The organism is Chitinophaga sp. CC14, from assembly GCF_048957795.1.
GTDB classification, from domain to species: Bacteria; Bacteroidota; Bacteroidia; order Chitinophagales; family Chitinophagaceae; genus Chitinophaga; species Chitinophaga ginsengisegetis.
Window position 1 is genome coordinate 2,210,307 of the sequence record NZ_JARBFY010000001.1, and the last position, 20,734, is coordinate 2,231,040.

General features: G+C 46.0%; 17 protein-coding genes and 1 tRNA gene. 7 read left to right on the forward strand and 11 right to left on the reverse strand.

Features of this window, described 5'->3' with window-relative positions; all coding sequences use genetic code 11:
- The first annotated feature begins 10 nt into the window (after positions 1–10).
- Positions 11–853 (forward strand): helix-turn-helix domain-containing protein, encoded by an 843-nt coding sequence (locus PV783_RS08975; RefSeq protein ID WP_420987779.1) that lies wholly within the window; start codon positions 11–13, stop codon positions 851–853.
- Positions 854–944: 91 nt separating this feature from the next.
- Positions 945–2,033, forward strand: coding sequence for a quinone oxidoreductase family protein (locus PV783_RS08980; RefSeq protein ID WP_420987780.1), 1,089 nt, complete (start codon positions 945–947; stop codon positions 2,031–2,033).
- Between the two features lie 56 nt (positions 2,034–2,089).
- Here PV783_RS08980 and PV783_RS08985 read toward each other — a convergent pair whose 3' ends face one another.
- Positions 2,090–2,572, reverse strand: a complete 483-nt coding sequence (locus PV783_RS08985) for a nuclear transport factor 2 family protein (protein ID WP_420987781.1) — start codon at positions 2,570–2,572, stop codon at positions 2,090–2,092.
- Between the two features lie 83 nt (positions 2,573–2,655).
- Between PV783_RS08985 and PV783_RS08990 the strand changes: the two genes are divergently transcribed.
- On the forward strand, positions 2,656–3,024 hold the full coding sequence (locus tag PV783_RS08990; RefSeq protein WP_420987782.1) for a winged helix-turn-helix transcriptional regulator: 369 nt from the start codon (positions 2,656–2,658) through the stop codon (positions 3,022–3,024).
- Positions 3,025–3,192: 168 nt separating this feature from the next.
- Here the strand turns inward: PV783_RS08990 and PV783_RS08995 are convergent, their stop codons facing one another.
- The 8 genes from PV783_RS08995 to PV783_RS09030 form a co-directional block, all read right to left on the reverse strand.
- Positions 3,193–3,927, reverse strand: coding sequence for a DJ-1/PfpI/YhbO family deglycase/protease (locus PV783_RS08995; RefSeq protein ID WP_420987783.1), 735 nt, complete (start codon positions 3,925–3,927; stop codon positions 3,193–3,195).
- Between the two features lie 115 nt (positions 3,928–4,042).
- Positions 4,043–5,524 (reverse strand): alpha/beta fold hydrolase, encoded by a 1,482-nt coding sequence (locus PV783_RS09000; protein WP_420987784.1) that lies wholly within the window; start codon positions 5,522–5,524, stop codon positions 4,043–4,045.
- Positions 5,525–5,551: 27 nt separating this feature from the next.
- Entirely contained in the window at positions 5,552–6,070 is a 519-nt protein-coding gene (locus PV783_RS09005) for a carboxymuconolactone decarboxylase family protein (RefSeq protein ID WP_420987785.1), read from the reverse strand.
- A 61-nt stretch (positions 6,071–6,131) separates the two neighbouring features.
- Positions 6,132–6,707: a cupin domain-containing protein gene (locus PV783_RS09010; RefSeq protein ID WP_420987786.1), complete on the reverse strand. Its 576-nt coding sequence runs from the start codon at positions 6,705–6,707 to the stop codon at positions 6,132–6,134.
- 11 nt (positions 6,708–6,718) lie between these two features.
- On the reverse strand, positions 6,719–6,943 hold the full coding sequence (locus PV783_RS09015) for a 2TM domain-containing protein (RefSeq protein ID WP_420987787.1): 225 nt from the start codon (positions 6,941–6,943) through the stop codon (positions 6,719–6,721).
- A 210-nt stretch (positions 6,944–7,153) separates the two neighbouring features.
- Entirely contained in the window at positions 7,154–9,130 is a 1,977-nt protein-coding gene (locus PV783_RS09020) for a sigma 54-interacting transcriptional regulator (protein WP_420987788.1), read from the reverse strand.
- Positions 9,123–11,561, reverse strand: a complete 2,439-nt coding sequence (locus PV783_RS09025; protein WP_420987789.1) for a tetratricopeptide repeat-containing sensor histidine kinase — start codon at positions 11,559–11,561, stop codon at positions 9,123–9,125. Before PV783_RS09025 ends, PV783_RS09020 begins: the two co-directional genes overlap by 8 nt.
- A gap of 399 nt (positions 11,562–11,960) precedes the next feature.
- Positions 11,961–12,034, reverse strand: a tRNA-Asp gene (locus PV783_RS09030).
- 158 nt (positions 12,035–12,192) lie between these two features.
- On the opposite strand from PV783_RS09030, the gene PV783_RS09035 reads away from it, so the two are divergent.
- Together PV783_RS09035 and dapA are read left to right on the forward strand one after the other, a co-directional pair.
- The gene (locus PV783_RS09035; RefSeq protein ID WP_079469072.1) at positions 12,193–13,146 is read left to right on the forward strand and encodes an acetyl-CoA carboxylase carboxyltransferase subunit alpha; all 954 of its coding nucleotides are present in this window, start codon (positions 12,193–12,195) and stop codon (positions 13,144–13,146) included.
- Between the two features lie 79 nt (positions 13,147–13,225).
- On the forward strand, positions 13,226–14,101 hold the full coding sequence (dapA, locus tag PV783_RS09040; RefSeq protein WP_111579419.1) for a 4-hydroxy-tetrahydrodipicolinate synthase: 876 nt from the start codon (positions 13,226–13,228) through the stop codon (positions 14,099–14,101).
- 66 nt (positions 14,102–14,167) lie between these two features.
- On the opposite strand, the gene PV783_RS09045 is transcribed toward dapA, so the two are convergent.
- Both PV783_RS09045 and PV783_RS09050 read right to left on the reverse strand, forming a co-directional pair.
- Positions 14,168–15,076 (reverse strand): ribonuclease Z, encoded by a 909-nt coding sequence (locus PV783_RS09045; protein WP_111579420.1) that lies wholly within the window; start codon positions 15,074–15,076, stop codon positions 14,168–14,170.
- Positions 15,077–15,154: 78 nt separating this feature from the next.
- Positions 15,155–15,529 (reverse strand): STAS domain-containing protein, encoded by a 375-nt coding sequence (locus tag PV783_RS09050; protein ID WP_079469070.1) that lies wholly within the window; start codon positions 15,527–15,529, stop codon positions 15,155–15,157.
- Positions 15,530–15,826: 297 nt separating this feature from the next.
- On the opposite strand from PV783_RS09050, the gene PV783_RS09055 reads away from it, so the two are divergent.
- A complete protein-coding gene (locus PV783_RS09055; protein WP_079469069.1) occupies positions 15,827–18,361 on the forward strand; it encodes an ATP-dependent Clp protease ATP-binding subunit in 2,535 nt (844 codons plus the stop codon).
- Positions 18,362–18,843: 482 nt separating this feature from the next.
- The gene (locus tag PV783_RS09060; RefSeq protein WP_420987790.1) at positions 18,844–20,709 is read left to right on the forward strand and encodes a hypothetical protein; all 1,866 of its coding nucleotides are present in this window, start codon (positions 18,844–18,846) and stop codon (positions 20,707–20,709) included.
- The last annotated feature ends 25 nt before the right edge of the window (positions 20,710–20,734 follow it).

Below are 20,734 nucleotides of genomic sequence, written 5' to 3' on the forward strand. Positions count from 1 at the left end.
AAAAGGATTGATGCCGGATTCCCATAACGTCAGTGCCGCCTCTTTTAAAGCAGCCCATTATCAGCTCAATAATAAGCCGGTGGATTTAACACCTGCACGAAGGGACTTTTATAAAATCTGGCTGATACAACAGGAAGGTTTTCTTACGCTTGAACGGGATACTATTCACATTCGGGAGTCCGCACTTGTTTTCCTGCATCCGCTTGCCAGGTATTCTTTTCGTCCGGTTGTAAAGAAGCGTAGCGGCTACTGGTGCATCTTTACCGGCGAATTTTTGGATGATGCTTCCAGAACCTCACTTGTCCAGGATGCCACTTTGTTTCAAACGGCCGGGCAGGTTTTTTTCCCTGATGAGCAAACACTGGGCATCGTCCGTTTTTATTTTGAACAAATTGTCCGTGAGTACGGCTCAAGCTATCCTTTTCGCTTCAGCAGCGCCAGGAACCTTGTTGAGTTGCTGATACATGAGGGCAGGAAACTGCAGCCTGTTGTTGCGCATAAACAGCAGCAGAATGCTGCCGCAAGGCTTACCACCCGTTTCTTAAACCTGCTGGAGGAGCAATACCCGATTGCCTCCCCGCAGGATTCACTGAAGTTGAAAAAGCCCGGGGATTTTGCCAATGAACTCGCCGTGCATGTTAATCATCTCAATGCAGTAGTGCAACAGGTAACGGGCAGGTCTACGCGGCAAATCATTGCCGCCCGCATGCTGAGCGAAAGCAAGGCACTGCTTTATTATTCTGATTGGTCCGTGGCCGACATTGCCTATAGTCTTGGTTTTGAATATCCCAATCACTTCACCACCTTCTTCCGGAAAAATACAGGTCATCCTCCATTGGCGCTCCGGAAATAAAATTCTTTGTTTTGCGTACTTATTCCTTTGGTCGGGGCTAGCCGGGCATATCATCCGTTACGACCTTTGTGCTGTCATAAAACGGATATTTATGGAAAAGCAAATGAAGGCATGGCGCCTGGAAAAGATGGGGGGCAAGCTCGAACTCAGGGAAATACCGGTGCCGGAGGTACGTGCGGGCAGCGTATTGATAAAGGTGGCCGTGTCGGCCCTGGTATCTTACCTGAAAAATTACACAGCGGGCAAGCTGGCAGTGTATAATCCGCCCCCGCAGGAATTTACGATGGGCAGTAACGCCATCGGTTATGTGGAAGCAGTTGGTAAAGATGTATGGCATTTGAAACCCGGCCAGCGTGTAGCGTTATCTTCTCACATCACTGCACGGGATAATGTGAAGAACCCGGTGATGATCCTGTTGGGGATCACCAAAAACGGGGATGCGGCATTGCCAGCGCAGCTCGACTGGCCCGATGGTACCCTCGCGCAGTATGTACTGGCGCCGGTAGAAAGCATTACTGCATTGGATGGTCTGGATGCCTACAGCGATGCGCAACTGTCTGCCATTACCCGTTTTGTTGTTCCTTACGGCGGACTGCTCAAAGGTCAGCTTACGGCAGGTGAAACCCTTGTTGTTAATGGCGCCACCGGATCTTTCGGCGCTTCTGCTGTTTTCCTGGGAGTAGCTATGGGCGCTTCCCGGATCATTATTACCGGCCGCAATAAAGCCGTGCTGGAAGCAGTAGCCAGGAAGGCCGGTCCGCGCGTTATTCCCGTCACGCTGCAGGGCGATGTCCAGGCAGATGCCAAAGCCATCCGCGAAGCCTGCGACGGAGGCGCGGATATCGCTTTCGATATGGTTGGCAATGCCCGGGATCCCAATTCTACATTGGCGGCCTTATTCAGTTTGGTACCCGGTGGGCGCCTGGTAATCATGGGTAGTATGGGGGTGGATCTGCCGCTTCCTTATACCCATGTGATGCTCAATAGCTGGTCTGTTATAGGCAACTTCATGTATCCGAAAGATGCCATCCGCAAAATGCTGGAACTGGTGAAAAGCGGTCAGTTACCTATCGATGTAATCGAACCAAAAGTGTTCCCGATGTCAGCACTGGATAAAGCAATGGATGCTGCCGCAGCTGCAGGCAATCTCGAAAATGTAATGATTGATTGTCAATCTTAATCTTACTAACTATGAAATCAACAGGGCAAAAAGAATTGGAACTGATCCATCTGCAATTATAAACTATTGATAAGGTCCATGAAATGCAGTTCCAGTTTGCGGTAACTGATACGCCAGCCGTTGGCGGTCCGCACCAGTTCATCGGTAAAGGCGCCGGCCACATAAAGTGATGGTGCAGATTTCCCTTCGATGGTTTTTCCTTTATGGGTTGCCCAAAGATCGGTTCTGGCAGCTGCTTTGTCGCCACTGATGGTTACTACAGGATTACCCATCAGATGCTGCCAGTTGGAGAAGCCACTCATATTGCCTGGAGTGGCGCCATTGCCACGCATAATTTCAGCCATGTTTTCATAAGAAGTGGGTTCGCTGCCTGCCGCACGGTAATCGAGTACTGCATCTGTTGTAAATACGTCTCTCCAGGTTTCCAGGATATTCCTGTCATCGCCCTGGTGCATATCCTGACCAAAAGAATACCGGGTGATAACATCCTGTATTTCGAAGCGGTCCAGTACGTACTGCACTTTTTGTTCTATGTCCATAATCGGTTTGTTTTGTTGGCAAAAAAACTCAAAAATGACATGCCTTTGGGGCGCACTTTACTTTTGTATACTAACTTCACAGTATGGGACCAATATGCCAAAAAGGATATTCAGCAGGAGACCTCCGCTTTGTACAGGACGCGCTGTACGTGCTCGGTGGCAAATGGAAACTGGAGGTTATCCGTTCCATCGCCCAGGGCAATAGCCGCTTTGGTGAGATCAGGAAAAGTCTGCCAAAAATTACCACCAGGACATTGAGTAGAGAGCTTAAAGAACTGGAGGCCAATCATATTATTGAACGAACAATCCAGGACGATTTTCCACCTGTTGTTAATTATACTTTCACCAGTTACAGCAAAGCGCTGGCGCCGGTGATCGATTACCTGATCAACTGGGCAGCCGCGCACAGGGAAGAGGTTATTCGGGCCAGTTCATTAAGCACTTCTTCGTGATCAATGCCTGGTTGTAAAACAAGAAAAACCGCGACTGGCGCAGGTTTTTCAAGTGCTGGAATATCAGCGGATCTGAGTTTGTTTTTAAAGTTGCCAGGTATAGCCGAAGGTTTCTCCTGCACATCCTGCAATTAAAATAATAGTAAACGGTGGGAGAGAACTAATCAATCATTTTTTGATCAGCCAATCTTCAACAGCCCGTGAAAAATCGGCTACATCAATCGGGTGCCTGCTGGTGATGATATTACCATCAGTAACCACGGGTTCATCGGTTACAGTTCCCCCTGCATTTTTCAGATCAACCTGGATATTCCAGTAACCGGTCAGTTTTTTCCCTTTCAGGACATCAGCCGATGCTAATACAACCGGTGCATGACAGATGGCTGCGATCAGTTTTCCTGACTTGTTGAAATCCTGGATGAATTTGATCACATCTTTATCATAGCGAAGATTATCTGGGTTCCAGGCGCCACCGGGAATAAATACCGCATCATAATCGCTTACTTTCACCTGATCAGCCGTGTGATCGAATTTGATCCATCCTACAGGTTGCAGATATTGGATAGCCATGATATGTGTTTTTGACATCTCCGGGTAGCTCAGGCCATATCTTGCCGGAGCGGGATTAAATTTAGGTGCCACAATGTCGACCTTGGCACCCAGTTGTTTGAAATACCAGACAGGACCAGTTAATTCGATCTCTTCAAAACCGTCTGCTGCTATCACTGCAATCTTCTTTCCCTGTAATGTTTTTTCCTTAACAGGTGTGAAGAAAAAAGCTTTCAACGCCTCATTGCCGGGTGCATTCAGTAGTTGAGATACAGGCATATTGACAATGGCTGCAGAAGTAGTCAATTGATTTACTACCTCCAGCTCATGCGACTTTACTTGTTCGGCTTTCATTTTTGTCTGGGCATTTAAGTTAACTAAAGAAGGTATGCTTAAGAAACCTGTCATCAGGATTTGATAAATTGATTTCATTGCTTGAATGTTTTGATTTTTGTGTAATGGAGTTTAATTATTGGCGGATAACCGGTGCAAACTCAATCAACCTGTGAAGCCCTGTTTCGAAAGGCTGTTTTTTGATGCTTGTATTCAGATAGTCGATCACGGGTTGTATCGGCGGAAAATTCAGGTGATACTGAAACGCATCTTCGTTCCTGAATTTTTCATACGTAACGAATTGGGTACTGTCTTCTTCCAGCTGCGAGAGCTGGTAACTGATAACTCCCGGTTCGCTACGGAACTGTGGCATGACAGTGCGATATACTTCTTTAAAATTATTTTCCGTTCCGGGTTTTGCATCCACAAACAACATGATGGTAAGCGGCTGGTCCTGTTTTTGGGCAACACTGCGCCATTGTTGTTTGGACAATGGTTCAAGATCTTTCACATAGATCATCTTAGCCGGTTGTTTCAGCGAACTACGTGATAAAGATTCGATGGCTTTGAATCTTGAACTTTTACTGGCTTTGTCCAATTCGTTTTTGTTGCTCCATCTTTCAATAACCCACAATACGGTGGTATCTGCCTGCTCGTGGTATGCTTCCGATAACACGTTCGTTTCTGACTTAAGTGAATGGAATACATAATCGCTTACTGCCTGGCGGAATGCGACCTGGAATTCCGGTTGTACTTCATAACGGATCAGCCGCGCCACAACGCTATTCAATCGATCCGGTTTTTCTTGTTTCCCGATTTTGAGCAGCAGATCGGAAAGTTCATGGGGGCGCGACAAAAACGGGGAATGACTGGTATTGACAGAATAGATCGTTTTGATACCTGCTCCGGCGATCATACGGTCCTGAAGTCCGGGTGAAATCACCATATCCTGGAGTGTCTTGATGTACACTTTCTCCACTGCACCGAAATTTTCCCTGGTCAGCGTAACCTTGCCGGTAAAGGGAATGGCAGGTTCAGCACGATAGTGGTTAAGTACTTGTTGCTTAGCGGCTTCGGAACCATCATTTATAAAAAGATAAGTCAGGCTGTCCCGTTTCACATCGAGTGTTAACTGATCGGCTGAAGGAATTAGCAAAGGCCCCAGTTTGGAATCAGGATCCGAATACGAAAGATCAGTGAGGGCCTGTCCGGATGACGGCAGGAAAGCTCCGATGTATACCAGCTTCCTGATCTTTGAGGGAATCTTCTCGGCTACATCCGTTATCACCATTCCACCCATGCTATGTCCAACAAGGATTACATTACCGTCTGCTTTTGAGATCGCATCGATCACCTTATCCCTGTATACATCAAGGCTAAGCTGATGTGGCGGTGTTGCGTCGGAGCCATGACCCGGAAGTTCCACTACAACTACTTTGTTGCCGCTTTTAGAAAGATCAGCCTGAACTGAATCCCAAACATAAGGAGCCTGCCATGCTCCATGTACGAGTACATATGTTTGCGGAGCAACGACCGGGTCTTTCTCATCGTTGATACTTCCGGCCGCTATTGAAAGGGCTGTTGCTGTTGAAAGCAGTGATACAATTGTTTTTTTCATTTTAATTTGTCTTAATTTTTTATGAGCCTACCCGTTATTGTCAGGTGCAGGCATATCAAACCCATTTAAGATGATGGCAATGAGGCTATAACCACCAACCAAAAAAAAGAGTTCTGCCACGCCATCCTGCCCAAGTAGATTTACTGCCTGTTTATAAGTAGAATCCGGAATAATATGACCGCTGACGAGCGCACAGGAGATGACATGGGCAATGTTTTCTGCTTCGTTTAAACCATGCGGATGACCACCGGCTGCAAGTGTTGCAATAGTAGTTGGAGAAAGGCCGAACGCTTCCGCCATGATCTCATGTGCATATAATTCGAAGCGTGCTCCTAAGGCGCTCCCTACTGTAAGTATGGCTACTTCACGAACTGTTTTTACCAGTGTAGCCTGTGTGTCGAGTGTTCGCAGGAAGCTCAGCGCGGGTATGCCAAATTGTGGATAATGAAGCATGGGCGGAAAAGGTCCCAGCAATGCTCCTGCCGGATCGAGCATGTTTACCTGGCTTTGACTCCGGCCAATGAGACCAGCAATTTCGTCATGCACGTAACGGACTTCAGGAGCAAGCGTGTCTGGCGGTAAAGGTTTGATACGCATAATTGTTGTTTCAGTGTTGAGCAATATCATCGGTAAACTGCCCGTCGATCAGGATAAAAGCCATCCGGCAAATCTTACCGGAACGGTTTGCCCAGGCATGGTTTGTTCCGCATTGAATAACTATATCGCCGGCCTGAATAGTTGCTTCAGCACGATCAAGCACCAATGTTATCTCGCCTTCCAGCACGATCCCGTAATCAACTGTTTGTGTCCGGTGCATTAAAGGATGAGGTGCGCCTTCTGCGGATGTAGAAGCTTTTTCATCGCCCATAGCTCTGAATTTAGCCGCAGCATCAGCTCCTGTTAATTTGCGTATTTCTTCACCTTCTGGTGGGAACTCAATAACACGCATCCTCGTCCCTTTTTTGGGTGGCGGTAACACCAACCCGTTTTCATCAGATTCCCTGGATTGAGGATGAATTAAAGCAGGCGTCTCCAGCGTGTGCCATATCTCAAAAAAGGTAGGGCCTCCGGGGCCGCCAACCAATTGGGTGTGAACGGGTGCTGCATCGGAAATAATGATAGCTTTCCCATCAGCATCATGACCTGTCACGACGCGTCTGAATGTTTTTTGTTGCTGATTCATGGTTATTGGTTTTAGCTATTCCCTGATTTTTTGAAAACAAATACACCGAGGTAGTGAAACAGTACGCCTATTGCCCATGCGGGAGTAGACCATAACGGCCATGGATACGTTCGATCGGTTAGATACCATACCAGCCAGATAGCCGGAGTGGCCAGCAGAAATACAATTAAGTGAATTTTGAATCCCTTTGCAGCATTGATGGGTGTAGTTGCTGCGAATTGCTTTGATTGTGACATACGAATGGTTTTGATCCGTTGTGGCCATTTGTATGCCATTCAATCGAAACAACGAAGACGGAGAGGCTAACGTTTATTAATGCTTTGGAAATCAATTCGCCTGCGTTTGCAGGCGAATGTGAAGCGAAAAAGTTGAAGTGATACATCCCCGAAAATATCGGGGGACATCTTTAGAAAACCCGAAAATTCCGGGGCATATTGTTATAAAGGCTATAGGTTTTCAGGCGAATCGATAAAATCCTGTCTTTTAATATTCAGCTTCGCCATTTTTGATTCGAGAGTGCTGGGTTTGATGTTTAATAATTCTGCTGCGCCGCCGGCTCCGCGTATACGGCCTTTGGTTTTTTTCAGAAAAGAAGTAATGTATTCTCTTTCTGTTTGCTGCTGAATATGTTTTACCTCTTCAAAGGTATTGATAGCAGGTTTTTCGGTAGATTCCGGAATTGCTGCACTAAAACTCCTCATTGATTGTAACTTAGAGTAGCCATCGTTGAGCACAACAGATTGCTCAATAATATTTTCGAGTTCGCGGATATTCCCCGGCCAGTGATAGGCATACATCTTTTCCTTCATTGAATCAGTAATGCCTTTAAATGGCTTGTTCAGTGCGTCGCAAAATTTATGTGCAAAGAATAATGCGAGGGCTTCGATATCGGTTTTTCGTTCACGAAGTGGTGGCAGCGTGAGAGGAAACACATTCAGCCGGTAATACAGGTCAAGCCGGAAATTTCGTTCCGCCACTTCCTTTTCCAGGTTTCGATTGGTGGCGGCTACTATCCGAACATTTACCTTCAGCGGTGAACTACCGCCTACGTATTCAATTTCCCGTTCCTGCAAAACACGCAATAATTTCACCTGCATGCTAAGTGGCAATTCTCCAATCTCATCTAAAAAGATAGTTCCTCCATCTGCCAGCTCAAATTTTCCTTTTCTTTTTTCAATAGCACCGGTAAAAGCACCTTTTTCATGACCAAACAATTCAGACTCTATCAATGTTGCCGGAATAGCCGCACAATTTACCTTTACGAAGGGGCCATTTTTCCGGGGAGAAAGTGAGTGGATGGCATGCGCCACCCTTTCTTTCCCGGTACCGCTTTCGCCTAATATCAGAACAGAAGTGTTATAGGGCGCAACCTGTGCTGCCAGGTCCAGGGCCGACAACAGTAAATGATGGTTGCCGATAATGCCTTTGAACGCTTTTTTGTCTGCCGCGTCATCCTGCTTCCTTTTAAAAGTAACCGGCTGACGAGCGGCTGTTATGGAAGATGTTTCAGTATATAGTGTTTTATTGGCTACCTCTTCCAGGCATATTTTCAAACGGTTTAACAGGGCAATATGATCTTTGTTGTAGATATCAGCATGCCGGCTATAAAAGAAATAATGCACAGACAATCCGTAACCGATCGCCACAGGGAATGCGAGATAGGATTTCATCCGCAAACAATCCATTAGCTTTCTTTGCAGCAGATTGCTGGTTGTATTTTTCGTTATCCCGTGGTTATAAATATTGGCATTGCTGTCGCTATCGCTGTTTTCAATGATATCGGAAAATGCGGCTTTGGTCAAACCCGAGATAGCCTCCAGTTCTTTTTCACCAATAAACTGGTATTCATCGAACCCGGTGCGCAAATATCCTGTATCAGTGAACTGTTTTGCGTCCAGTGGCCTGATCCCGCATGCAATAAAATCAAATGGTATATACGGTTGCATAACCCCTGCAATTTTCAGCAGTGATTGCCGGGCATCCAACGCTTCATCGCTTATTTCCGTTATGCTTTTCTGCAACTGTTCTTCGCGCCTCAATTTTGATTCATAGCTATGCTGATGCAGATACCAGGCAATTTCCAGCGCAACCAACAGATCCTTCTCTCTGATTGGCTTAACCAGAAATCCATAGGGTTCTGTGGTCTTTGCCTCTTCAAGTATTGCCTGGTTCGCATAGGCAGATAAGTAAATAAAAGGAATATGATCGGCTCTTAATTTCCGGGCGATATCAATACCGGATAATTTTCCCTTAAGCCTGATATCAAGCAGTACCAGGTCAGGTTTATTTTGTTGAATATACTCCTGCGCTTCCCGGGCAGAAGCAGCAATACCATTTATTGTGTAACCGGCTTCCTCCAATATCATCTGCAGATTGTTGGCTACAATAAATTCATCTTCTACGATAAGTATTTTTTTAGTCATACGACTGGTTATTTAAAGCGCTGAATCGGATCCATAAATGCAGACCTTTGTTGCTTTCAATAGCAAAAGTTCCATCCAGTTGCCTGGCAAGCCCACGCATCAAACTAAACCCCAACGAGCCCCGCTCTGATAGTTTACCATCCGGAGGCAGCCCTATGCCATTATCCGATATATTGAGCACCAAATGGTCAGCGTCACTATATTTCAAACTAATCCGTACAATACCATTCTGCTGCCCGGGGAATGCATATTTAATGGCATTTACAATGCCTTCGTTTATGATCAGGCCCAGCGGAATGGCTTTTACTACGTCCAGTTTCAATGGTTCAATATCCTGTTCAATTACTGTACGACTACCGGTATCAAAGCTGTCCTGCAGGTAGCTAACCAGTTCATCTATATAGTGAGGCATATCGATTGAGGATGTATTTTCGGATTGATACAGCTTTTGGTGGATCAGGGATATGGCCTGTACCCTTCGCTGGCTGTCATTTATGGCTGTGAGAGCTGCATCGTTGTCTATGTACCTGGATTGCGAATCGAGCAGGCTCATGATAATCTGAAGATTGTTCTTAACCCGGTGATGTATTTCTTTCAATAACCATTCTTTATCCGCTACCAGGTCCTGCAGTTGTTCATTTTTATGGGTGATTATTTTATTGCTCTTCTGTTTTAAACGGGTTTGGCGGTATAACAATCCGGCAATGATTATTGCTGCAACAATACCTGAAAAGGTTAAATTCTTTATGAGTTTTGATTGTTTTGCGTCCTGATTCAATGCAGCAATCTGGGTTTCTTTTTCCTGTGTTTCGTAAACGACCTGGAGCTCTTCTGCCTGTCTTATTCTTGTTACTCTAAAATTGGAATCAAGCAATTTTATGTATTCCTTATAGTGGGATATCACTGCTTCTTTATTACCAAGTACCGAATCAGTGGCAATCAGCAAACTGTACACTGCCAGGTCATTCATCAGGGCCCGATGGCCATAAGAAGGAACTTTGAAATGTTCTTCAAGATATTCTTTTGCTTTCTGGTATTGCCCGCGATTAAAAGAGAGCGTTGCATAATGTTCGAGAACCACTCCTCTTCTTATTGGTCCCCGGATAACTTCAGCCTCCGTTTCAAGCGAATCCATCTTTTTGATATGTATTTCGGCTGAATCTAACTTGTTCAGAGTTGTATAGCATGTGGAAAGTGCTGCATGATAGTAAAACATATCTGATATGCCCACAGGTGGGCTCACCTCTTTTGAAATATTGAATACAAGATCGAGCGCTTCTTTTGCATGGCCTTCCTCATTCATATTGTTAATTACGAGCTGCAGGATATTGTACACGGCCGGATTACGATCTATGATAAATCGCTTTATTGATTTTTGCGCCATTCCTAACGCCTCTTTCTTTCGACCCTCGGTATCATATAAAAATGCCAGCCGGCCGTATAAAAGAGCCCATCCGGTACTATCACGACAGCTTTCCGCAACTTTAATTGCCTGGCGTATATATCGTAGTGGTTCCCCGAATTTTCCCTGGTACATTGTGATGTTGGCAAGCGCCTCTGTAATGTAATGGGTATATGGATATTGAATAGATGCTGCCAGTGAAAGCGCTTTCAAAAAAAGATCATGGGCACTTTGCAGTTGTCCCGCGGCCATAAAAACATATCCCAGATCCATCAATATATTGATCTCAGATTCGATATCGCCTATGCTGTGATAGAGGTCCGCAGCCTGTTGCAGATCGGACAATTTTCTTTGAAACGTGGTTTCCCTGGGAGCCGTGTATATACCACGATAGGCAATTGCCCTGGCTTCTGTTTCTTTATCACCTGCTTTCCGGCATTGATCTATCAGTTGATTATAGATCGAATCGCCTTTATTGTCGTATACCTGCAGATATATTTTCCCCAGCAGGCAAAGCGCTATGCGCCCCCACTTTTCTTCCTTCAGGGTTTTACTTTCTGTTATCGCTTTATTAAAAAAATATTCAACACTGTCTTTATACCGGGAATAACCAGCGGGTTGAAAAGCATAGTAAGAACCAAGCAACATCAATGTTTGCAGACGTCTTTTGCCGGTTGCTTTTGAAAGAGAAAGAATGGCTGTATTTGGATCTCGCTGATCGATCCACTTTGATTGCTCACGTAATTTTTCATCACCAAATCCCTCTGACAGTATTGAAAACCGGCTCAAACCAAGATAACGGCTGGCTATTAACAAACAACTATCCTGGTCAGTTAATGCCTCTTTGGCAATATAGAGATAGGTGGAGCTAAGCGACAAATTCAGCCGTTGCCACGATTCTTTATCCTTATCCGGCGGAGAATAAAAATACGCTGAAGTCTCCGGCTGTGCCGTTGATTGGGATCGGGTGCCAACAGATATCAATAAACCGAATAGCACGCCAATTAGAACCGCCTTGGACTTGGACATAGTTTTCTTTTTGAGAGTGGTCCCGGTCAGTCGGACCATTGTATCTCCAATTTAGCAAATTCACTGATGATGTCAAAGGGTATTGGCTGGCCTTCAGCATACGTGCAAACCAGGTAATTGATAATCTTATATAAGTTGGAATGTAGAGGAGGGTAAAAAATATGAAACTACCGGGCGGTTAAATGTTGGCTGTAGACGAAAAAAGGGCAAAATGAACTATTTGTCCTTCAAATAACCCAGCTGGGTTTATAATTAAAATCTGTTCTCCGGGAAAATCCAATTAGTCTGTAAAGGATCATAGAAAAGAGGCCAGTTCAAAAAGAATTCGACCAAACACCCGACTAAAAGGTTCTGAAAAACAAAAAACCCGCGACTAGCGCGGGTTTCCTAAGCTCTTTGCGGACCGGACGGGACTCGAACCCGCGACCTCCGCCGTGACAGGGCGGCATTCTAACCAACTGAACTACCGATCCATTCCATTTTGATCCTAAGAACTTGTGTCCCAATTCGTTGTGTTGTTCCGTTTTGGGATTGCAAAGATAGCAACAAAGTTCCCAATTAAGCAAATCTTTTTTAAAAAATATTTTCAGCATTATCTTTACACCCGATCTTTAACCAATTTAATCAAATTATGCAATTCCTGGATTTCGAGAAACCTATCGCTGACTTATACGATCAGCTGGAGAAGCTGAAGGAAAATGGTGAAAAATCAGGTGTGGATGTTTCTGCTACTGTTAGCGAGTATGAGCAAAAAATTGCTGATACCCGCCAGAATATCTACGACCACCTCACCGCCTTCCAGCGCGTACAGCTGAGCCGTCATCCGGATAGGCCCTATACGCTGGCGTACATCGAAAAAATGTCCACCAATTTTACGGAACTGCATGGCGACCGGAATGTAAAAGACGATAAAGCTATGGTAGGCGGCTTTGCCGACCTGGATGGCGAAACGGTCATGTTTATTGGTCAGCAGAAAGGCGTAAACACCAAAATGCGCCAGCTCAGAAACTTTGGTATGGCTAACCCGGAAGGGTACCGCAAGGCCCTGCGCCTGATGAAACTGGCCGAAAGATTTAATAAGCCCATTGTTACCCTCATCGATACTCCCGGTGCTTATCCCGGTCTGGAAGCGGAAGAAAGGGGCCAGGCGGAAGCCATTGCCCGCAACCTTTTTGAAATGGTAAAACTCCGCGTGCCTGTAATCTGTATCGTAATCGGGGAAGGCGCTTCCGGTGGCGCATTAGGCATCGGCATCGGCGACCGCGTTTTTATGCTCGAAAACAGCTGGTACACGGTGATCTCTCCCGAAAACTGCTCCACAATTCTCTGGCGTAGCTGGAATTTCAAGGAAAAAGCCGCAGAAGAGCTGAAACTGACCTCCGATTATATGAGCCAGTTTGGCCTGGTAGACGGCATCGTGCGCGAACCACTCGGCGGCGCACACGTAAATCCTGATGAAATGGCCCACCTGCTGAAGGTCCGCATCAAGGAAACACTCGCAGAATTAAAGAAAATTGATCCGGATACGCGCATAGAACAACGGATCGATAAGTTCTCCCGCATGGGTTTCTACGAAGAGAAATAAAAAATATTTAGAGATAACAATAAAAATTTCGAATTTCGGCCTTCGAATTTCGAAATTTTTATTTTCCCGTAAACGCAATATGGAACAACTAAAAGGCACCGGGGTGGCATTGGTAACACCCTTTAAAGCAGATGAAAGCATCGATTGGAATGCTTTGGAAAAGTTGATCAACTACGTGATCGATGGCGGCGTGAACTATGTTGTGTCTTTAGGCACAACTGGCGAAACACCTACTCTTTCTGCAGATGAAAAGCTGGATTTGATAAAATTCACTTTCGAAAAGGTGTCGAAGCGGGTGCCGGTAGTGATTGGCGTTGGCGATTATAACACAAGAGATGTGGTGAAACGGCTGGAGAAATGCCCGCTCGATGAAGCGGCTGCCATCCTCAGCGTAGCGCCTTACTACAGCAAACCTACACAGGAAGGCATTTATCAGCATTATAAAACCATTGCTGCCGCCTCTCCCAAACCGGTGATCCTGTACAATGTTCCCGGCCGTACCGGCAGGAATATGACTGCAGAAACCACCCTGCGCCTGGCGCATGAGGTGGAAAACATCGTGGCCATGAAGGAAGCTTCCGGCGATATAATGCAGTGCATGCAGATTATCCGCGATAAACCAAAGGATTTCCTCGTTATCAGCGGCGACGACGCACTGGCGTTGGGACAGCTGGCCTGCGGCATGGACGGCGTTATTTCGGTGGCGGCCAACTATTTTGCGACCGATTTTTCCAGCATGGTACACGCTGCCCTGTTAAACGATTATCCCGCGGCAAGGACGCTCAATTACAAAATGCTGGAAGGATTTGAACTGATGTTCTCCGAAAACAATCCCGCCGGCATCAAGGCATTCCTGCATTATGCAGGGATTATGGAAAATACTTTCCGCCTGCCTGTAATGCCTGTTAGCGACGGACTGTATAGCAAGATAGCTGCCTATCTGAAGAACTACTAACAGTAAAATGTAAATAAAAAAGCAGCAGCGGTCCACCCGGATCGCTGCTGCTTTTATTTTATAACCCTAAATAATATACGTTACGCCCTCTTCCGCAATTTCCGTATTCCCGAAAACCGGCCTGGATTCATCCAGGAAAGGTTGTAATTCGGTGTACTTGGAAGAAAAATGACCGATCAGCAGCCGTTTTACTGCCGCTGCAGCCGCCAGGGAGGCCGCCTGTACAGAAGTGCTGTGAAACCGCTCTGCTGCCCGTTGCTGTAAGTCGTGCAGGTAAGTGGTTTCATGATACATCAGGTCCGCATCCTTCAACACCGGCAAAAGATTCACGTCGTACAGGGTGTCGGCACAGTACACATACCGTTTGCCGGGAGGCGGCGGCAAAGTTACCCAGTCGTTTTTCACCAGGGTACCGTCTTTCCGCTGATAATCGGCGCCATCCTGCAATTTGCTGAAGTAGGCAGCCGGTATTTCGTAAGCCCTGGCCTGTTCCGGGATCAGCTTACGCTTGCGTTTCTGCATCTCAAAAGAAAAACCAAAACAGGTGATCCGGTGCTGGGTGGGAAAACAGCTTACCGTCAGGTCCTTATCTTCCAGGATGATACCGCTGTATCCCGGTTGCAGGGGCACAAAGCTCAGTTCAAATTTCAGTACCGTACCCGAACAATCCAGCTGGAGCTGGATAATTTGTTCCAGCTCCGGTGGCGCATACACGCTGATAGGATCGGTACGGCCCATCAAACTGAGCGTATTCAACAGGCCAATCAGCCCGAAATAATGATCTCCGTGAAGATGGCTGATGAAAATATATCTCAGCTTACTGCGCCTGATCCGGTACTGCGCGATCTGTAATTGTGTGCCTTCTCCGCAATCTACCAGCAGGAGCTGCTCATTGCAGGTAACTACCTGGGCGGTGGGGTGCCTGTCCAGGGTGGGGATAGCAGAATTGTTACCTAATATCGTGACTGCGAACATGTAAATAGCTTTAATCGTTCAATTGCCTTTTTTTTAAATCACCCTTACGTGGGAGTAAAAAAGAGCGGCAATCCATCCTTATTCCAATCCATTCAGTAATTCTCTTTCCAGCTCTTCCATCATTACAAGGTCTATTGCCTCTGCCATCGTAGGAGCCAGATTAAGCATATCATCCCCTGCAGATTTCAACTCAGCTGTTAAAGTGTTGTTAAGGCCGGTGATCGCACAGGATAAATTATTGTCATACATACGCTGATAAACTGTTAAAATGGCTTCAACGCCCTTTGCATCAATTTTTTGTACCAATGTCATATCCAGTATGAGATTGCGTCCCTCCAGCTCCGGCAGCGCGGTTGCAGTGGCCACAAAGTCGTCTGACAAATTAGCATCCAGAACTGTTTCTTCCGGACAAAAAACGACTATTTTTTCTTTGGTATCAATTTTGAATTTCATGCGTTGGACGTTGTTTTATACTTTTAGTAAATAAATTTTGAACAGAGGGAACCCGCCTATAAAATATAACCGCAAGAGATCGAAAACAAAAACCTCTTTTTCTTCGTAGATATTTTTAAACGAACGTACCCGCATCACCGCAAAAATAATCTTATACTATTAAAGTGTAAGTTGTTTAAGTTTAAAAAGGAATAACTTCATTTCCGTACAAAGCGTGATAATCTTAAGTCAGAATTATTCGTTATTATTGTATAAGCAAGCCCCCGTAAGGGTTTTTGATAATTTAATAATCTCACAATGGACCAGAATTTTTCACCGCAAGTTAAGGAGATCATTTCGTTCAGCAGAGAGGAAGCTTTACGCCTGGGAAATGACTTCATAGGTACTGAACACCTGCTGTTAGGTATTATTCGAGAAGGCGAGGGCACGGCCGTAAAGATTCTGCAGGCTTTGAACGTAGATCTGTATGAGTTACGCAAGGAAGTAGAACTGGCTGTTAAAGATAAGACAGGAAAGAATATCGCTAACATCAATAGTCTCCCGCTTACCAGACAGGCAGAGAAAGTTATACGGGTTACCGTACTGGAAGCCAAAGCACTGAAAAGCGCTACGGTGGAAACGGAACACCTCATGCTTTCCATACTCAAGAATAAGGAAAACGTTTGTACACAAATCTTACAACAATTTGACGTGGACTACGATACTTTTAAAAACGAACTGGGCTTTGTAAAATCTGCGGACCCTAAATCTGAATTCGACGATCCGGGCGAAGAAGAGTTTGAGGACGAAAGAAAGAGTTACGCAAGCAAAGCCAAACAGACAAATACCAAATCCAAGACGCCCGTACTGGATAACTTTGGTAGAGATATTACCAAGCTGGCCGAGAGTGGCAGCTTAGACCCGATTGTTGGCCGCGAGCAGGAAATTGAAAGGGTATCCCAGATACTTTCCCGCCGTAAAAAGAACAATCCGATTCTTATTGGTGAACCCGGTGTGGGTAAAACCGCCATCGTGGAGGGTTTGGCGCTGCGTATCGTGCAGCGTAAAGTTTCCCGCGTGCTTTTCGATAAGCGCGTGGTAAGCCTCGACCTCGCCGCCCTGGTGGCCGGTACCAAATACCGTGGCCAGTTTGAAGAAAGGATGAAGGCCATCATGAATGAACTCGAGAAAAACAGGGATGTTATCCTGTTTATCGATGAAATTCATACGATCGTGGGCGCTGGTGGCGCTTCCGGTTCACTGGACGCTTCCAACATCTTTAAACCTGCACTCGCAAGGGGCGAACTCCAATGCATTGGCGCTTCTACCCTCGATGAGTACCGCATGTACATCGAAAAAGATGGCGCACTCGACCGCAGGTTCCAGAAAGTAATGGTAGAACCACCAAGTGTGGATGAAACCATCATGATCCTCAATAACATCAAGCCCCGTTATGAAGAATACCATAACGTAAGCTATACAGATGCAGCCATTGATGCCTGCGTGAAACTGAGCGACCGCTACATGACCGACCGTCTCCTGCCCGACAAGGCAATTGACGTACTCGATGAAGTAGGCGCCCGCGTTCACCTGAAAAACATCAATGTTCCTCAGAATATCCTCGACCTGGAAAAACAGATAGAAGATATCAAACAGGAAAAGAATAAAGTAGTGAAAAGCCAACGCTTCGAAGAAGCAGCTGCTTTACGCGATACTGAAAAGAAACTGGGTGAAGACCTGGAACGCGCAAAAGCAATGTGGGAAGAAGAAGTGAAGCACAAACGCTACCCGATCGATGAAGAAGCTATCGCGGAAGTGGTAAGCATGATGACCGGTATCCCCGTTAAAAGGATGGTACAGGCCGAAACTGAAAAACTCCGCCGTATGGGTGAAGACCTTAAAGGCGCCGTGGTTGGGCAGGACGAAGCCATCAGCAAAGTCACCAAAGCCATTCAGCGTAACCGCGTAGGTCTGAAAGATCCGAAAAAACCAATCGGTACCTTCATATTCCTCGGCCCTACCGGGGTAGGTAAAACAGAGTTGGCCAAATCACTGGCCCGCTATATGTTCGACTCCGACGAAGCGCTTATCCGCATCGATATGAGTGAATACATGGAGAAATTCTCTGTTAGCCGCCTCATTGGTGCCCCTCCGGGATATGTTGGATACGAAGAAGGTGGTCAGCTGACTGAAAAAGTTCGCCGCAAACCTTACTCCGTAATCCTCCTGGATGAAATTGAAAAAGCACATCCGGATATTTATAACCTCCTGTTGCAGGTACTGGATGACGGTATCCTCACCGATGGCCTCGGCCGTAAAGTGGATTTCAAAAATACCCTCATTATCATGACCTCCAACATCGGAGCCCGTCAGCTGAAAGATTTCGGCGCCGGCGTAGGTTTTACCACCAGCGCAAGAGCCGTAAATGAAGAAGAGAATACCAAATCAGTGATCGAAAAAGCACTGAAACGTACCTTCTCTCCGGAATTCCTGAACAGGATCGATGACGTGATCATCTTTAACTCCCTGGCAAAAGAGCATATCTACACCATCATTGACATTACAATGAAAAGTGTACTGAAACGCCTGAACAACCTCGGATTCAGCCTGGAACTGACAGATGAAGCCAAAGGCTTCCTGGCAGATAAGGGTTACGACCAGCAGTTCGGCGCCAGACCGCTCCACAGGGCCATCCAGAAATACCTGGAAGATCCGCTGGCAGAAGAAATCCTCAACATGAACATTCATGATGGAGATGTACTCGTAGCGGACCTGGACAAGGAAAATCAGAAGCTGATCTTCACCCTGAAAAACAACTCTTCCAAGAGTAAATCAGAGAAATCAGAAGCGTAAGTAACACGCAAAAAATATAACAGCAGCAGCCCGTCAGAAATGATGGGCTGCTTTTTTTATAACATGAACATGTTAACCTCCCCATCCCCACTAGATTATTTTAAGCAAACCCATCCTGTTACAGCATATATTTCCTTCTCAATACTTTATCTGCAATCGATCTCTCCACATTTTAATACCCATATATGGTTAGGTGGTACACCGCCAGTGAATAATTATCTGAACTAAAATGGTATGATCATGTCATTTTTTAAAAAGATTTAATATGTCACATTTGCACCATGTTGTTTATATAGCTTATGTAATGGTAATTATATCAAACTATAATAGTTTATATTTTTTATTATTATTTAGATGATATGAAAAGCATGACTAATGAATTCCCTGAGACACGATAATTGAATCTATTTATCCTATTACTATCACGCCGGCAACACCAATGCCGGAAGTGGGCTTGACATTAAATATTTATCCCTATTTCTATGAGAAAATCTTTACGCATTGTAGTACGGGTGATGCTGGTTGGCGGTGTGGGCATGATCGCCTCAAAGGCAAATGCACAGCTGAAAGTCGGTAAAAATCCCACTGCGATAGAAAAATCCGCTATCCTCGACCTGGATGCAGACAAACAAGGCTTATTACTGCCACGTTTAACCGATACAGTAGGTATCACAGGCTTAACACCTCCCGATGGGATGGTCATCTACCTGAAAAAAGCCGGTGAAGAAGGCTTCTACGTAAGAAATCACGGCTACTGGCAAAAAATGGCCAACACGGGTGATGTAGCCAACACCTGGGGCCTCAGGGGTAACCCCGGTACCGCCGGCGACTTTATCGGAACTACTACCAACGTACCGTTTTCCCTCAAGGCAAACAATGTGGAAGGTTTCGTGATCGACAACGGTTATGCGTTCCTGAAAAAACTGGACCTGGTAACCACCGGTGTGGACGTGTTACTGATAGATCCCGTTACAGGTAAAATCAACAAGCGCACCATTTCTGAAACGGCTTTTACAACCGCGATCAATAAGATTAATGGTTTAACCGCCGCCGATCAGAAACTGACCACCGCCGCGCCGGTAGCAACACCAAACGACTACGTGTTTTCTACCACCGGAACGGATACCCACGTACTCACCATTGCCACACAGAAAGGTGTAACCGGCGCCGGTGAAGTAACAGCGGGCTTACTGAGCCTCACAGATTACAAACGCTTTGATAAAGCCACACTGGCAATGATCATCGGCGCATTCGATGCCACACCGGTGAACGATGGTTTGACTATAGACAATACCAATCCGGCTGTTGCTCCGAAACTGATCCTGCATGCCGCGGATGCTACCCATCCCGGTGCTGTTTCTACCGGTGCCCAGTCATTCGACGGTTTAAAAACCTTCCTGCAATCTGTTACAGGTAATGAAGACCTGACCATCCTGAAGAAAGGTCAGTTCGGAACCGGGTTAACAGTACTGGCGAATGGCGCTACCATCACCGGTAACTCAACAATCACCGGCAACCTGACTTTACCAGGTGCTACCAGCAATCTCGCTGTAGGCGGTAACTCCGTTCTTACCGGTACCCTGAACGTAACCGGTGCCACTACACTGGCCAGCACCCTCGGTGTTACCGGCAAAGCTACCCTGGATAACGATCTCCAGGTAAAAGGAAATACACAGCTCGACAATAACGTGGTGCTCACTAACATCGCAGACGGAACTACGCAGGACATAGTATTACTCCGCGATGGTACTTCAGGCAATGTGGTGAAAAGAAAACTCTCTGCCACCGCATTTAAAGACCTGACCTTCAAATCTGATCATGCTGGTCTTGATCTGGCTGTAACACAGGCGGCAGATGAAGTAACTGTAAGCATCCCCGTAGCTTCACCCGCCACTACCGGTGGTTTGGTAAGCAACGCTGCACAGAGCTTCGCCGGCGCAAAGAAATTTGGCAACGAAGTCTCCATAAAGAAAAATGTACACATCGGCGATACCAATAACATCGGCAATTCTACCTTACAGGTAACCGGTTCCGTATCCATGTCCATCACTACCGTTACGGCCGGCGGCACCTACACCGTGGCAGCAACAGATAATACTATCCTCGTAAGCGCCAACGCTGTTTGCAGCGTGGTATTACCGGATGCTACCACTTGTACAGGACGTATCTACACGGTGAAAAAAATACCTGCTGCTTCCGCACCGGACGATACACAAATCAACAACGATGTGCAGATTACCTCCGCCGGCGGCACGCTGGAAGGTGGCGCTAAACTGACCATCTACAACGACTGGACCTTCTACACCGTTCAGTCTAACGGAACAAACTGGTACGTGATCAAGAAATAGGCTGAGAAAATAATAGGAACGGCTA

Coding starts and splice junctions, on each gene's coding strand:
- PV783_RS09060 (WP_420987790.1), top strand. CDS start 18,844: ATGAGAAAATCTTTACGCATTGTAGTACGGGTGATGCTGGTTGGCGGT.
- PV783_RS08990 (WP_420987782.1), top strand. CDS start 2,656: ATGGGACCAATATGCCAAAAAGGATATTCAGCAGGAGACCTCCGCTTT.
- PV783_RS08995 (WP_420987783.1), bottom strand. CDS start 3,927: ATGAAAGCCGAACAAGTAAAGTCGCATGAGCTGGAGGTAGTAAATCAA.
- PV783_RS08985 (WP_420987781.1), bottom strand. CDS start 2,572: ATGGACATAGAACAAAAAGTGCAGTACGTACTGGACCGCTTCGAAATA.
- PV783_RS09020 (WP_420987788.1), bottom strand. CDS start 9,130: ATGACTAAAAAAATACTTATCGTAGAAGATGAATTTATTGTAGCCAAC.
- PV783_RS09025 (WP_420987789.1), bottom strand. CDS start 11,561: ATGTCCAAGTCCAAGGCGGTTCTAATTGGCGTGCTATTCGGTTTATTG.
- PV783_RS08975 (WP_420987779.1), top strand. CDS start 11: ATGCCGGATTCCCATAACGTCAGTGCCGCCTCTTTTAAAGCAGCCCAT.
- PV783_RS09050 (WP_079469070.1), bottom strand. CDS start 15,529: ATGAAATTCAAAATTGATACCAAAGAAAAAATAGTCGTTTTTTGTCCG.
- PV783_RS08980 (WP_420987780.1), top strand. CDS start 945: ATGGAAAAGCAAATGAAGGCATGGCGCCTGGAAAAGATGGGGGGCAAG.
- PV783_RS09000 (WP_420987784.1), bottom strand. CDS start 5,524: ATGAAAAAAACAATTGTATCACTGCTTTCAACAGCAACAGCCCTTTCA.
- dapA (WP_111579419.1), top strand. CDS start 13,226: ATGGAACAACTAAAAGGCACCGGGGTGGCATTGGTAACACCCTTTAAA.
- PV783_RS09010 (WP_420987786.1), bottom strand. CDS start 6,707: ATGAATCAGCAACAAAAAACATTCAGACGCGTCGTGACAGGTCATGAT.
- PV783_RS09045 (WP_111579420.1), bottom strand. CDS start 15,076: ATGTTCGCAGTCACGATATTAGGTAACAATTCTGCTATCCCCACCCTG.
- PV783_RS09015 (WP_420987787.1), bottom strand. CDS start 6,943: ATGTCACAATCAAAGCAATTCGCAGCAACTACACCCATCAATGCTGCA.
- PV783_RS09035 (WP_079469072.1), top strand. CDS start 12,193: ATGCAATTCCTGGATTTCGAGAAACCTATCGCTGACTTATACGATCAG.
- PV783_RS09055 (WP_079469069.1), top strand. CDS start 15,827: ATGGACCAGAATTTTTCACCGCAAGTTAAGGAGATCATTTCGTTCAGC.